The sequence below is a fragment of the Nonomuraea sp. bgisy101 genome, from assembly GCF_057708945.1.
In genome coordinates this window covers 27,141-39,279 of sequence record NZ_JBYITD010000011.1, presented here as the reverse complement: position 1 = coordinate 39,279, position 12,139 = coordinate 27,141, and the positions used below count along the sequence as shown (strand labels likewise).

The 12,139-nt window shown below is 68.7% G+C and carries 14 protein-coding genes and 1 riboswitch; of the genes, 4 read left to right on the top strand and 10 right to left on the bottom strand.

What is annotated here, in order from left to right; translation table 11 throughout:
* Positions 1-79: 79 nt before the first annotated feature.
* On the bottom strand, positions 80-382 hold the full coding sequence (locus tag AC3EO4_RS21740) for a hypothetical protein (protein WP_379581245.1): 303 nt from the start codon (positions 380-382) through the stop codon (positions 80-82).
* Between the two features lie 105 nt (positions 383-487).
* Here AC3EO4_RS21740 and AC3EO4_RS21735 point away from each other — a divergent pair, with 105 nt between their 5' ends.
* Positions 488-2,485 carry a HelD family protein gene (locus AC3EO4_RS21735; protein ID WP_431897377.1) on the top strand — a complete coding sequence of 666 codons (1,998 nt, stop codon included), beginning with the start codon at positions 488-490 and terminating at the stop codon, positions 2,483-2,485.
* A 94-nt stretch (positions 2,486-2,579) separates the two neighbouring features.
* On the opposite strand, the gene groL is transcribed toward AC3EO4_RS21735, so the two are convergent.
* From groL to AC3EO4_RS21705, 6 genes are all read right to left on the bottom strand, one after another.
* The gene (gene groL, locus AC3EO4_RS21730) at positions 2,580-4,208 is read right to left on the bottom strand and encodes a chaperonin GroEL (protein WP_379581243.1); all 1,629 of its coding nucleotides are present in this window, start codon (positions 4,206-4,208) and stop codon (positions 2,580-2,582) included.
* 191 nt (positions 4,209-4,399) lie between these two features.
* Positions 4,400-4,543 carry a hypothetical protein gene (locus tag AC3EO4_RS21725; protein WP_379581242.1) on the bottom strand — a complete coding sequence of 48 codons (144 nt, stop codon included), beginning with the start codon at positions 4,541-4,543 and terminating at the stop codon, positions 4,400-4,402.
* A 123-nt stretch (positions 4,544-4,666) separates the two neighbouring features.
* On the bottom strand, positions 4,667-4,867 hold the full coding sequence (locus tag AC3EO4_RS21720) for a cold-shock protein (RefSeq protein WP_106250594.1): 201 nt from the start codon (positions 4,865-4,867) through the stop codon (positions 4,667-4,669).
* 402 nt (positions 4,868-5,269) lie between these two features.
* Positions 5,270-5,545 (bottom strand): MoaD/ThiS family protein, encoded by a 276-nt coding sequence (locus AC3EO4_RS21715; protein WP_379581241.1) that lies wholly within the window; start codon positions 5,543-5,545, stop codon positions 5,270-5,272.
* A gap of 17 nt (positions 5,546-5,562) precedes the next feature.
* Positions 5,563-6,795: a threonine synthase gene (gene thrC / locus AC3EO4_RS21710; RefSeq protein WP_379581240.1), complete on the bottom strand. Its 1,233-nt coding sequence runs from the start codon at positions 6,793-6,795 to the stop codon at positions 5,563-5,565.
* Between the two features lie 13 nt (positions 6,796-6,808).
* A riboswitch (SAM riboswitch) is annotated at positions 6,809-6,948 on the bottom strand.
* A gap of 59 nt (positions 6,949-7,007) precedes the next feature.
* Positions 7,008-7,568: an RNA polymerase sigma factor gene (locus AC3EO4_RS21705; RefSeq protein ID WP_183654570.1), complete on the bottom strand. Its 561-nt coding sequence runs from the start codon at positions 7,566-7,568 to the stop codon at positions 7,008-7,010.
* A gap of 23 nt (positions 7,569-7,591) precedes the next feature.
* Here AC3EO4_RS21705 and AC3EO4_RS21700 point away from each other — a divergent pair, with 23 nt between their 5' ends.
* Both AC3EO4_RS21700 and AC3EO4_RS21695 read left to right on the top strand, forming a co-directional pair.
* Positions 7,592-9,019 carry an alpha,alpha-trehalose-phosphate synthase (UDP-forming) gene (locus AC3EO4_RS21700; RefSeq protein WP_379581239.1) on the top strand — a complete coding sequence of 476 codons (1,428 nt, stop codon included), beginning with the start codon at positions 7,592-7,594 and terminating at the stop codon, positions 9,017-9,019.
* 131 nt (positions 9,020-9,150) lie between these two features.
* Positions 9,151-9,348: a hypothetical protein gene (locus AC3EO4_RS21695; protein ID WP_431897375.1), complete on the top strand. Its 198-nt coding sequence runs from the start codon at positions 9,151-9,153 to the stop codon at positions 9,346-9,348.
* On the opposite strand, the gene AC3EO4_RS21690 is transcribed toward AC3EO4_RS21695, so the two are convergent.
* From AC3EO4_RS21690 to AC3EO4_RS21680, 3 genes are read right to left on the bottom strand one after another with little or no spacing between them, the layout of a single operon-like run.
* Positions 9,326-9,865 carry a hypothetical protein gene (locus tag AC3EO4_RS21690; protein WP_379581237.1) on the bottom strand — a complete coding sequence of 180 codons (540 nt, stop codon included), beginning with the start codon at positions 9,863-9,865 and terminating at the stop codon, positions 9,326-9,328. The two genes, AC3EO4_RS21695 and AC3EO4_RS21690, sit on opposite strands and share 23 nt — an antisense overlap.
* Positions 9,866-9,875: 10 nt before the next feature.
* The gene (gene otsB / locus AC3EO4_RS21685) at positions 9,876-10,673 is read right to left on the bottom strand and encodes a trehalose-phosphatase (protein ID WP_379581236.1); all 798 of its coding nucleotides are present in this window, start codon (positions 10,671-10,673) and stop codon (positions 9,876-9,878) included.
* Positions 10,674-10,698: 25 nt separating this feature from the next.
* Positions 10,699-10,998, bottom strand: a complete 300-nt coding sequence (locus AC3EO4_RS21680; protein ID WP_379581235.1) for a DUF3263 domain-containing protein — start codon at positions 10,996-10,998, stop codon at positions 10,699-10,701.
* A 92-nt stretch (positions 10,999-11,090) separates the two neighbouring features.
* Between AC3EO4_RS21680 and AC3EO4_RS21675 the strand changes: the two genes are divergently transcribed.
* Positions 11,091-11,897, top strand: coding sequence for an SAM hydrolase/SAM-dependent halogenase family protein (locus tag AC3EO4_RS21675; protein ID WP_379581234.1), 807 nt, complete (start codon positions 11,091-11,093; stop codon positions 11,895-11,897).
* Positions 11,898-12,139: the final 242 nt, after the last annotated feature.

Below are 12,139 nucleotides of genomic sequence, written 5' to 3'. Positions count from 1 at the left end.
AGCTGTCGCGATGCGACATACCCCCATGATCCGTCGAATCCACCGGACATGCCCGGATTTTTCGGATTTTGGGGAGCGATTACTGGGCCAGCATCCCGCCGACGAAGAGCACACCCTCCGCGATCACCCACGCCAGCACCGCGCTACCGATCAGTACGGCGAACCGTGCGGGGAACAGCCACGCGCTCACCGTGAGAAAGGCCGCGAGCACCGCGAACAACCCTGACAGGGTCGAGACGCTGTCGAGCCGCTCCGCGCACGCCACGGAGGTCTCCCCGTCGGTGCAGAACGCCTCGAGCCCCCAGCCGGCGAAGACCGACAGCCCCCACAGAGCCGCCAGCAAAAGGCTGGCGACCGTCGGAATGACTGGGGAGATCCTCACGCCGCCTCCTGATTAATCGATTGGAAGCTCCCGAGCCCGGGGGTAAGCTCAACGGTTCGCTGCCTTGTCTACCACCTCCGTTGACGAATGGGGAGGCGCTTTCGCATGCCCGGAAACCAGTTGGCCCCTGACATACCCACCGATGTGCTCGGCGACGAGCGAGCCCATCTGGCCCAGTCCCGCGCGGCGCTGAAAGCGATGCGCGAGCACGCCCAGTCGCTGTCGGCGGACGCCGCGGGCGACTGGGTCTCGCAGCAGATCCTGCAGTCGTTGCTCGATCAGCGGGTCGCGGCGCTCGCCGACCATCCCGACACTCCCCTGTTCTTCGGCAGGCTCGACAGGGAAGATCATGACGATCTCCCCGGCGTCATCTACGTCGGCCGCCGCCACGTCCACGACGGCGCCAGCCGCCCGCTGGTGATCGACTGGCGCGCGCCCGTCTCACGCGCCTTCTACCAGGCCAGCCCCACCGACCCCATGGGCGTCGTACGGCGGCGCCGCTTCGGCTACCACGGCGGCGACCTGACCGCCTTCGAGGACGAGCCCCTCAACGAGGGCGCCGACTTCGGCCCTTCGCAGATCCTCACCGAGGAGATCGAGCGCCCCCGCACCGGCCCCATGCGCGACATCGTGGCCACCATCCAGCCCGACCAGGACGAGATCGTCCGCGCCGCGCTGACCCAGACCGTCTGCGTCCAGGGCGCGCCCGGAACGGGGAAGACGGCGGTCGGCCTGCACCGTGCCGCCTACCTGCTGTTCACCCACCGTGAGAAGCTCGCCCGCGCCGGCGTCATGATCGTCGGCCCGAACAAGGCGTTCCTGTCCTACATCTCCTCCGTGCTGCCCGCCCTCGGCGAGGTCAAGGTCGACCAGACCACCGTCGCCGAGCTGCTCGGCGAGCACGACGCCCCCGAGGACCCGCTCGTCGCCGCGGTCAAGGGCGACGCCCGCATGGCCAAGGTGCTGGAGCGCGCCCTGTGGCTGCACATCGTCAAACCCACCGAGGGCCTCGTCTACACCAGGGGCGTCCACCGTTTCAGGGTCGCCGACTACGAGGTGCGCGAGATGGTCGCCTCGCTGCGCGGCACCACGAGGTACGGCCCCGGCCGGGCAGCCCTCGCCCAGCGGCTGGCCCACCAGGTGCTGGTCCGCATGGAACAGCGCGGCGACTCGCCCGACGACAGGGTCCAGGACGCGGTGGCCAGGTCGAAGCCCGTCAAGCAGCTGGTCGACTCGGTGTGGCCGAAGCTGACGCCCGCCCAGGTGCTCTTCCGCCTGCTGTCGGACGCCGAGTTCCTCGCCTCGGCCGCGAGGTCGGACCTGTCGGCCGAGGAGCAGGAGGCCCTGCTGTGGCGCAAGCCGTACCGGTCGTGGAAGTCGGCCAGGTGGTCGGCCGCCGACGCGGCTCTCCTCGACGAGCTCGCCGACCTCATCGAGCGCACGGCCTCCATCGGCCACCTGGTCGTCGACGAGGCGCAGGACCTGTCGGAGATGCAGCTGCGCGCGCTCGGCCGGCGCTGCCGCACCGGCTCGGCCACCGTCCTCGGCGACCTCGCCCAGGGCACCACCCCGTGGTCGACCCGCTCGTGGGCGACCGTGCTCGAGCACCTGGGCCAGGACTCCGGCGAGGTCACCGAGCTCACGCTCGGCTTCCGCGTGCCCCGCGAGGTGCTCGACTACGCCGCCCGGCTGCTGCCCGCCATCGCCCCTGACCTGGCTCCCCCGCGCTCGCTGCGCCCGGGTCAGGGCTCGCTGGCGGTACGGCAGGGCGGCGAGGTCGCCGACGCCGTCCGCGACGCGCTCGCCAGGGAGGGCTCGATCGGCGTCATCGTTCCCGACGGCATGGCCGGCGCGGTCTCGGCGTCTCTCGACGGCGTCCCGCACGCCGTCCTGGGGCCTGACTCGACCGAGGAGCACCGGCTGCTGGTGATCCCCGCCACGCTGGCCAAGGGTCTGGAGTACGACCATGTCATCGTCGTGGAGCCCGCCGACATCGTCGAGGCCGAGCCGCGCGGCCTGGCCAGGCTCTACGTGGTGCTCACCCGCGCGGTCACCTCGCTGACCGTCCTGCACGCCAAGCCGCTGCCCGCCCAGCTGGCGTAGGACGCCCGTAAGCCCGGGGACGGAAAGAGCGGACAAAAGAAAAAGGGCGACCCCGAGGGGTCGCCCTGATTCGTCAGGACTGAGAAGCCAGGACTTAGAAGTCCATGTCTCCGCCGCCGGGCATGCCCGCCGGAGCAGCCGCGTTCTTCTCGGGCTTCTCGGCGATGACGGCCTCGGTGGTGAGGAACAGCGCCGCGATGGAGGCGGCGTTCTGCAGCGCGGAGCGCGTCACCTTGGCCGGGTCGAGAATGCCCGCCTCGAACATGTTGACGTACTCGCCGGTCGCGGCGTTGAGGCCCTCACCCGGGGTGAGGTTGCGCACGCGCTCGACCACGACGCCGCCCTCGAGGCCGGCGTTGACCGCGATCTGCTTCAGCGGCTCCTCCAGCGCCTTCTTCACGATCGCCGCGCCGGTGGCCTCGTCACTCTGGAGCTCGAGCTTGTCGAACGCCTTGGTGCCGGCCTGCAGCAGCGCCACGCCACCGCCGGGGACGATGCCCTCCTCGACGGCCGCCTTCGCGTTGCGAACGGCGTCCTCGATGCGGTGCTTGCGCTCCTTGAGCTCGACCTCGGTCGCGGCGCCCGCCTTGATGACGGCGACGCCACCGGCGAGCTTGGCCAGGCGCTCCTGGAGCTTCTCGCGGTCGTAGTCGGAGTCGGTGCGCTCGATCTCGGCGCGGATCTCGTTGACCCGGCCGGCGATCTGCTCGGGGTCACCGGCACCGTCGACGATGGTGGTCTCGTCCTTGGTGACGACGACCTTGCGGGCGCGGCCGAGCAGGTCGAGGGTGGCGGACTCGAGCTTGAGGCCGACCTCCTCGGCGATGACCTGACCGCCGGTCAGGGTCGCGATGTCGCCCAGCATCGCCTTGCGGCGGTCGCCGAAGCCGGGAGCCTTGACGGCGACCGACTTGAACAGGCCGCGGATCTTGTTGACGACCAGGGTGGCCAGAGCCTCGCCCTCGATGTCCTCAGCGATGATCAGCAGCGGCTTGCCGGACTGCACGACCTTGTCGAGCAGGGGCAGCAGGTCCTTGTTGGCCGAGATCTTCGAGTTGACGATGAGGATGTAGGGGTCCTCGAGGACCGCCTCCATGCGCTCAGGGTCGGTCACGAAGTAACCGGAGACGTAGCCCTTGTCGAAGCGCATGCCCTCGGTGAGCTCAAGCTCGAGGCCGAAGGTGTTGCTCTCCTCGACGGTGATGACGCCTTCCTTGCCGACCTTGTCCATCGCCTCGGCGATGAGGTTGCCGATCTCGGCGTCACCGGCGGAGATGGAGGCGGTGGAGGCGATCTGCTCCTTGGTCTCCACGTCCTTGGCGAGCTTGGAGAGCTCCTCGCTCACGCGCTCCACGGCGGCCTCGATGCCCTTCTTCAGGGACATCGGGTTGGCGCCTGCGGCCACGTTGCGCAGGCCCTCGCGAACCAGCGCCTGGGCGAGCACGGTGGCGGTGGTGGTGCCGTCACCCGCGACGTCGTCCGTCTTCTTGGCGACTTCCTTGACCAGCTCGGCGCCGATCTTCTCCCACGGGTCCTCGAGCTCGATCTCCTTGGCGATGGACACGCCATCGTTGGTGATCGTGGGAGCGCCCCACTTCTTCTCCAGCACGACGTTGCGGCCCTTGGGGCCGAGGGTCACCTTGACGGCGTCGGCGAGCTGGTTCATACCGCGCTCGAGACCGCGCCGGGCGTCCTCGTCAAACGCGATCATCTTGGCTGCCATAAGGCTAGACCTCCCAGATGCAGGGTGGCTTTCAGCGGACCGAGCCGACGCCCGCGACGGCATGGGCCCGACTCCATTCGGCGGGCCCCATCGTCTCGATCCCAGTTTCTGGCACTCTCATAACGAGAGTGCTAACGAACTGTTTAGCACTCTACCCTGGCGAGTGCAACCGAGAGGCACTTCCCCGCAGGTCAGCCTAGCAAGTTGGTCATCATCAGGACCTGTTCTCTGGTCAAGCCCGCGCCCATCACATCGTCACGTGGCGGTTCGGTCTCGTGGAGCTCGACCATGTCCTCGGGCAGAACCCGCCCGGGCAGCTCAGACCAACGTCCCATGACTCCAGAGTACGGCGGGCAGGCCCGACCGGCTGACGCGGATCAGGCCTGCCGAATCGACGAAAAGGACATGACAGATCCTCACGGACTGCGCTGCCGTGTGAGCTGCCGGTTCTTGATGGTTCAGACCGTCCTGACGGATTCCGCCTGGGGACCCTTCTGGCCCTGGGTTATCTCGAACTCGACCCGCTGGCCCTGCTCGAGCGACCGATAGCCATCCATCATGATCGCTGAGTAATGGACGAAAACATCCTTACCACCGTCTACCGCGATGAAGCCGTAGCCCTTGTCCGCGTTGAACCACTTGACGGTGCCCTGCGCCACTTCCGACTCCTCTTACTTGGCTCTGGACCCCGCCCATTCACTCGCGAGATCCGCGATCGGCACGACTTATGGGGAAATCAGCCGGACGATCGCCCTCGACCATACCTGTGGCATGCCGTAGAACAACAGAGTCAATCGCCAAACTACTTCTCGGTGTTCGCGGTAGGCATTCTTGTAGTCGCGGAAAGGTTAGTTAAATGTTCCATCTTCTTGCGAAAAACAACGTGTCGCCCGCGCCCCGAGCTGCGGCCTTTCCTCGCAGCGGTCCCAGGAGCCCCTGCCCACACGGCCACGGCGGCGTCCAGCTGCCCCTCAGGAGGAAGAAGCGCCTTAAAAACGGTCAAAGGACATGAAAACGCCCGCGAGGAAAACCTCGCGGGCGTTCGTGACGACCGAAAAGGGTCAGCCGCCGGCCACGGCGGGGATGATGGAGATCTGCGCGCCTTCAGGGGTGACGCTGTCGAGTCCGCCCACGAATCGGACATCCTCTTCCCCAACATAAACGTTGACAAAACGGCGAATCTTGCCCGATTCATCCAAAATTCGCGCACCGATACCCGGGTAGTCGGCGTCCAGCTTCTGCAGCACCTCGCGAAGCGTGGCGCCCTCGCCGCTCACCTCCGCGCTGCCGTTCGTGTACGTGCGCAGGATGGTGGGAATCCGCACCGAAACGCTCATGACTTCTACCTTTCCTTTCAGACAGCCGCGCGGAACGCGTCAAGGGACGGCCTGATCACGGCCGTGGGCGTCGCGTCGTCCGCGATCGCGTCGAGCGTCTTGAGACCGTCACCGGTGTTGAGGACCACGGTGGTCAGCGAGGGGTCGAGCTGCCCCGTGTCGACGAGCTTCTTCAGCACGCCCACGGTCACCCCGCCCGCGGTCTCGGCGAAGACGCCCTCCGTCGACGCCAGCAGCTTGATCGCCGACACCACCTCGGCGTCGGTCACGTCCTCGACCGCCCCGCCCGTACGGCGCGCGATGTCGAGCACGTACGGCCCGTCGGCCGGGTTGCCGATGGCCAGCGACTTGGCGATGGTGTCCGGCTTGACCGGCTGCACCACGTCGTGGCCTGCCTTGAAGGCCGTGGAGACCGGCGAGCAGCCGAGCGCCTGCGCGCCGAAGATCTTGTAGGGGGTGTCCTCGACCAGCCCGAGCGCGATCAGCTCCTTGAAGCCCTTGTCGATCTTCGTGAGCTGCGACCCCGAGGCCACCGGGATGATGATCTGGTCCGGCAGCCGCCAGCCGAGCTGCTCGGCGATCTCGTAGGCCAGTGTCTTGGAACCCTCGGCGTAGTAGGGCCGCAGGTTGACGTTGACGAAGCCCCACTTGTCACCCAGCGGGTCGCCGATGAGCTCCGAGCAGAAGCGGTTGACCTCGTCGTAGGTGCCCTGGATGCCGACCAGCTTGCCGCCGAAGACGCGCGCCATGGCGATCTTGGCCTGCTCCAGGTCGGCCGGGATGAACACGCAGGCGTCGAGCCCCGCGCGGGCGGCGGCCGCGGTCACCGCGCCGGCCAGGTTGCCGGTGGACGAGCACGACAGGGTGTGGAAGCCGAAGTTGCGCGCCGCCTCGACGGCGATGGCGACCACGCGGTCCTTGAAGGAGTGGGTGGGGTTGCCCGAGTCGTCCTTCACGTGCAGGTCGCGGATGCCGAGGGCCTTGCCCAGGTTGTCGGCCTTGACGAGCTTCGTCCAGCCGGGGTTCATGTTCTGCTTGCTCGCCACGTCGACGGGCACCGGCAGCAGCGAGCGGTAACGCCAGATGTTGGCCGGTCCTGCCTCGATGTCGGCGCGGGAGACGGACCCGAACGAGTAGGCCACCTCGAGCGGCCCGAAACACTCCAGACACGCGAAGCTGGGGCCGAGGTCGTAGCGCGCGCCGCACTCGCGGCAGGACAGAGCGACAGCAGGACCGAAGTCAAGCGACATGAAGCGAGGCCTTCCCTCATCTTCGTCTGCGACCGCCTTGGTCACAGACCGGAATTGGCACCTGTCCCGGCCGGCCTCGTCACTTCACGAGTTCAGTCCGGGAGGGTTGCCGGGGCTTCGCAGGGCCGGTCCCTCCACCCCTCTGGATGAGCAATATGGAGTTGTGGGCATCACGATACCCGGCCGTGCCCCTGACACGACCAACCGTCTCGCTAGCTGAGACGATATGTATCACCAAGCGCGGCCTGCACGTACTTGCGCGCCTGGTGGATCCGCGACTTCGCGGTGCCGAGCGGGATGCCCAGCTGCTCGGCCACCTCGTTGTAGTCGAGCTGGACGATGTCGCGCAGCACCAGCGCCTGAGCCAGGTCGGGCTTGTCGGCCTCCAGCGCCTCCATCGCGTCGAGCAGGTCGAGCCTCGACCCCGCGATGACGCTCACCCTGCGCACGTCGGGCTTCTGGACGGGCAGCTCCTCCGAGGTCTGCTCGGCGGCCCTGCGCTTCAGCGACCTGTAGGTGGTGCGCGCGCAGTTGGCCGTCACGATGTGCAGCCAGGTGCTGAACCTGGCCCTGCCCTCGAAACGCCCGATGTTGCGGGCCACGGCGAGCAGGGTGTCCTGGCAGGCCTCCTCGGCGTCCTGGTGGTACGGCAGGATACGGGCGCAGTGTCGCAGCACGTCGGGTTCGATCCGCTTCAGGAGCTCGCCAAGCGCGCGATGATCGCCTCCCGCGGCGGAGCGGGCCAGTTCCTCGGTTAGCTCATCTAGGGCCATAGCGAGATCCTATGTTCGGGGTCATGGTGGATGTTGTGAACAGCGTTCTTGTGGCTTCCAACCGTGGCCCTGTCTCCTTCACCGTTTCCGACGACGGCGACCTGACCATGAAACGCGGTGGCGGGGGCCTGGTTTCCGGGCTCTCGGGAGTGGTCAGGGACGAGGGCGTGCTCTGGGTGTGCGCCGCGCTGTCCGACGGCGACCGCAGCGCCGCACGGCTTGCTCCTGGCGGGCGGCTCGACCAGGCGGGCTACGACACCGGCAAGTTGCGCATGCTGGACATCCCCCCTGCGACCTTCCACCGCGCGTACAACGCGGTGGCCAACTCGACCCTCTGGTTCGTCAACCACCTGCTGTACGACACGCCTAACGCCCCCTATTTCGGCACCAGGTTCACGAAGGAGTGGGAGTCCTACCGCGACTACAACGGCGCGTTCGCGCTGGCACTGGCCGAGGAGGCCGGCCACGGCGCCAAGGTGATGGTGCAGGACTACCACCTGACGCTCACCCCTGCGATGCTCCGCGCCGAACGCCCCGACCTGCGGATCGCCCACTTCAGCCACACGCCGTGGGCGCCTCCCGAGTACTTCTCGCTGCTGCCGGACGAGGTCGCGCGCGAGGTGCTCGAAGGCATCCTCGGCGCCGACCACGCCGGATTCCTGACCGAGCGGTGGGCCGGCGCGTTCATGGACTGCTGCCAGAGCCTGCTGGGCGCCAAGGTCTTCGACAGGACGGTCAGCCACGAGGGCCGCACCACCCGCATCGGCGTGCACGGCCTCGGCGTCGACGGCGACTCGCTGTGGAAGCGTGCCTGCGAGCCCGACGTCGAGTCCAACATGGCCGCGCTGCGCGAGCAGGTCGGCGACCGCAGGCTGATCGTGCGCATCGACCGTACCGAGCTGTCGAAGAACATCGTGCGCGGCCTGCTGGCCTACAGGGAGTTCCTGGCCGCCCACCCCGAATGGCATGGTCGGGTGGTACACCTCGCCTTCGCCTACCCATCCCGCCACGACCTGCCCGAATACCGCGAATACACCGCCGCTGTGCAACGCTGCGCCAAGGAGATCGAGGACGAGTACGCCACCGAGGACTGGGATCCGCTGATCCTCAACGTCAACGACGACTACCCGCGCTCCCTCGCCGCCTACCGCCTCGCCGACGTGCTGCTGGTCAACCCCATCCGCGATGGCATGAACCTGGTCGCCAAGGAGGGCCCGATCCTGTCCCCGCGCTGCGCGCTCGTGCTCTCGCGCGAGGCGGGCGCGGCGGCCGAGCTGGGCGCCGACGCCCTCGTGATCAACCCCTATGACGTCGGCGAGACGGCCGAGGCACTGCGCGCGGGACTGGAGATGCCGGAGGAGGAGCGGATACGGCGATGCGCGAGGCTCAAGAAGGCCGCCACCGCCCTTCCCCCGCGGCGATGGCTCGGCGAGCAGCTTGCCAGCCTCTGACCGGCTGACCCCCGTGTTACCGGCCACCCTCACCGGCTTCGCGATCGCGGGCGGCTTCGGCTCGGTCATGCTCTACACCGCGATGGCCGCGCTGAGCGACCACCAGGGGCGGGACGCCGGCGCCGGCCGGGGTGATCGCCGCCTCCGGCGACCGCCCCGACCTGGCCTCGGCGGCCTCCCCCGTGTGGGCCGGGCCAGCCATGGGCGTGGGCCCGTTCGCCCTCGGCGCCCTCGCCGACGGCTACGGCACGCACACCTCGTTCCTGATGGTGCCCGTGCTGGCGGGCCTGGCCGCGGGCGGGGTGCTCAGCGCCAGACGGCCCGCTTGAGCGCGGCCCCCAGCCCCGGCGTCGACCACTCGTCCACGATCAGGATCTTCGACGCGGGCAGGTACCAGATCCGCTGCGGGTAGGTCACCTTGGTCGGCTTGAAGGTCTGCTGGCTGTGACAGGTGATCTTCCACTCCCTGTGGTACGCCTTGTGCCCGCTGCCGACCTGCCTGAGCCCCGAGACCGTCGGCTTCTCCGGCAGCGGGGAGGAGTAGTAGCGCTTGTCGTGCGTGCACTCCATCACGCCGCTGCTGGGGTGGTAGGGCTGGTCGACCCTGAACGGGTTGCCCTCCGAGGCGTACTTGATGCTTTGCGGGCCGTGCAGCCAGAACCCCTGGCAGTCGACCGCCTTCTTGCTGCACGGTCCGGTGATCACATGGACGGAGCCGAAGCCGGACTTCTTGACCTTCCACGCGGCGGGCACCTTGATCGTCGCACCTCTGAAGGACAGCGACTGCGTGTCGGTGTGGGCTCCGGTCAGGACGAGCGAGGCCGTCACGGCCAATGTCATCAGCATGAGCGCGAAGCTAGCCTGCCCCGGTTGCAGATGAATCGCGGATCGCTGCCGACAGCTCGGTCAGCAGCGCGACGACGCCTTCGGGCCCGTCGACGACCAGGTCGGCGCGCTCGGCGAGCTCGGTGACCTCCGTCGAGCCGCTGCACACGGTCACTCCGGGGAGCCCGGAGGCCCGCACGGCCTCGAACGCCGCCAGGTCGCCCAGGTCGTCGCCGGCGAACAGCACCGACCGTGCCGCCCTCTCGGCCAGGAACAGGTCGAGCGCGTGCCCCTTGTCCATGCCGGGCGGCCGCAGCTCCAGCACCATCCGGCCCGGCTCGACGACGAGGCCGTGCGCCGCCGCCAGCTTCGCGAGCGGCTCGCGCAGCCGCTCCAGCGACTGCCTGGGGTCGGGGGCGCGCCTGGTGTGCACGGCCACCGCCCGCTGCTTGTCCTCGATCGTCACGCCCTGGATGCCCTCGACCAGGCGCGGCAGCTCCGCCTTCGCCCGCATGACGCCTGGTGGCGGCGGCGGGGCGCTCACCCTGCCGCCCTCCCAGCGCTCGAACCCGTAGTGACCGAGCACCACCAGTCCCTGAACCTTCTCCAGCCCGGGGCCGTACTCGATGACGGTGGCGGCCGGCCTGCCGGTCACGATCACCACCGCCTTGACCCTGCCGCCCAGCTCGGCGAGGACGGGCGGGGCGGCGGGATGGCTCCTGGCATCGCGGGGGTCGGGCACGATCGGCGCGAGCGTGCCGTCGAAGTCGAGCCCGATCACCGCGCCGCCCGGATCGCGCACAATGGCTTGGATTCCTGGATTGCTCATCACGCGGCTGGCCGTACCCAGGCAGTCAGGGGCGCATTCCCAGCCTGCGGGCCGCGCGCTCCCTCTGGCGGGCCGCCCTCAACCGCCGCAGGCGCTTGACCAGCATCGGGTCGTGCTCCATCGCCTCAGGCCTGTCGATGAGATCGCCCAGCAATTGGTAGTAGCGAGTGGCGGAGAACCCGAAGGCGTCGCGGATCGCGTGCTCCTTTGCGCCCGCGTGACGCCACCACTGGCGCTCGAAGGCGAGGATCCTCAGGTCGCGCTCGGACAGGGGTCGTGGTGGTTCCTGGGCAGCACTGTCACCGCTGACCGGTGCAGTGTCCATGGTCTCCTCCTCGGTCGGCGCGGCCCGTGGCCCATCGTAATGTGCGGAGTGCGGCTGTTCACGGCGGTTGAGGAGACGTACAGTCACGAAGTGTGAGCCCAGTCATCACGCTTCTCACCGACTACGGACTCGAAGACGGGTATGTGGCCGCCTGTCACGGAGTGATCGCCAGGATCGCTCCGCAGGTCCGCGTGATCGATGTGTGCCACCTCGTGCCGTCGGGCGACGTCCGCAGAGGCGCGGCGATCCTCGCTCAGACCGTCCCCTACCTGCCCGAGGGGATCCACGTCGGGATCGTCGACCCCGGCGCGGGCGGCGCCCGCCGCGCGGTCGCCGTCGAGGCGGGCGGCCGGATCTACATCGGCCCCGACAACGGGCTGCTGTCCTGGGCGATCACCACCAGCGGGGGCGCCACGGCCGCCTACGAGATCACCAACAGGGACCTGTTCCTCACCCCCGTCTCGCCCACCTTCCACGGCCGTGACCTCTTCTCGCCCGTGGCGGCCCGCCTGTCGACGGGGCGCAAGCTGTCGGACGTCGGGCCGGAGATCCCGCTGGACAGGCTCGCCTCCCTGCCCTCGCCCGTCACGCATGTGCGTGAGGGGGCGGTGGAGGGCGAGGTCGTCTCGGTGGACAGGTTCGGCAACACCCAGCTGTCGATCGCGGCCGACGACCTGGCCGCGGTCGGGGTCCGGGTCGGGGACACGCTGGGGGTGTGGATGGGGCGGCGGCAGCTCTCGTTGCCCTATCGCGAGTCGTTCGCCGCGGTTCCGCCTGGGGAACTGGTGGCCTTCACGGACTCGGCCGGGTTGATCGCGCTGGCGGTCAACTCGGGGGACGCGGCCCAGCGCCTCGGTCTCCCGCCCGGCGCCCACGTCCGCCTCTGCGCCCTGCCTTGACCGGCCGTCCGCGGTCGGTGGCGGCGTGCCCGTCCGCAGGCCGGGGCTCCGGGTTTTCCGAGGACGGCACGACAGGAGAAACCCGACTCTCGGGGCGATCGTCCTGGTGAAACCGGTGTGACAAAAGGGGTTTATGTGGGTGAAGAGCCGGAAGTGGTAGTTACACCGCGTATCGGGCTGTTTACCGAACCGTCGGATTGAGCCATCGCGCGCGTGCCAGAATTCACCGCACCGAAGCGTCC

Bases quoted from the DNA above. Each gene is read 5' to 3' on its own strand.
- otsB (WP_379581236.1), bottom strand. From the start codon at position 10,673: ATGAGCAATCCAGGAATCCAAGCCATTGTGCGCGATCCGGGCGGCGCG.
- AC3EO4_RS21690 (WP_379581237.1), bottom strand. From the start codon at position 9,865: ATGCTGATGACATTGGCCGTGACGGCCTCGCTCGTCCTGACCGGAGCC.
- groL (WP_379581243.1), bottom strand. From the start codon at position 4,208: ATGGCAGCCAAGATGATCGCGTTTGACGAGGACGCCCGGCGCGGTCTC.
- AC3EO4_RS21700 (WP_379581239.1), top strand. From the start codon at position 7,592: ATGGTGGATGTTGTGAACAGCGTTCTTGTGGCTTCCAACCGTGGCCCT.
- AC3EO4_RS21705 (WP_183654570.1), bottom strand. From the start codon at position 7,568: ATGGCCCTAGATGAGCTAACCGAGGAACTGGCCCGCTCCGCCGCGGGA.
- AC3EO4_RS21725 (WP_379581242.1), bottom strand. From the start codon at position 4,543: ATGGGACGTTGGTCTGAGCTGCCCGGGCGGGTTCTGCCCGAGGACATG.
- thrC (WP_379581240.1), bottom strand. From the start codon at position 6,795: ATGTCGCTTGACTTCGGTCCTGCTGTCGCTCTGTCCTGCCGCGAGTGC.
- AC3EO4_RS21735 (WP_431897377.1), top strand. From the start codon at position 488: ATGCCCGGAAACCAGTTGGCCCCTGACATACCCACCGATGTGCTCGGC.
- AC3EO4_RS21680 (WP_379581235.1), bottom strand. From the start codon at position 10,998: ATGGACACTGCACCGGTCAGCGGTGACAGTGCTGCCCAGGAACCACCA.
- AC3EO4_RS21715 (WP_379581241.1), bottom strand. From the start codon at position 5,545: ATGAGCGTTTCGGTGCGGATTCCCACCATCCTGCGCACGTACACGAAC.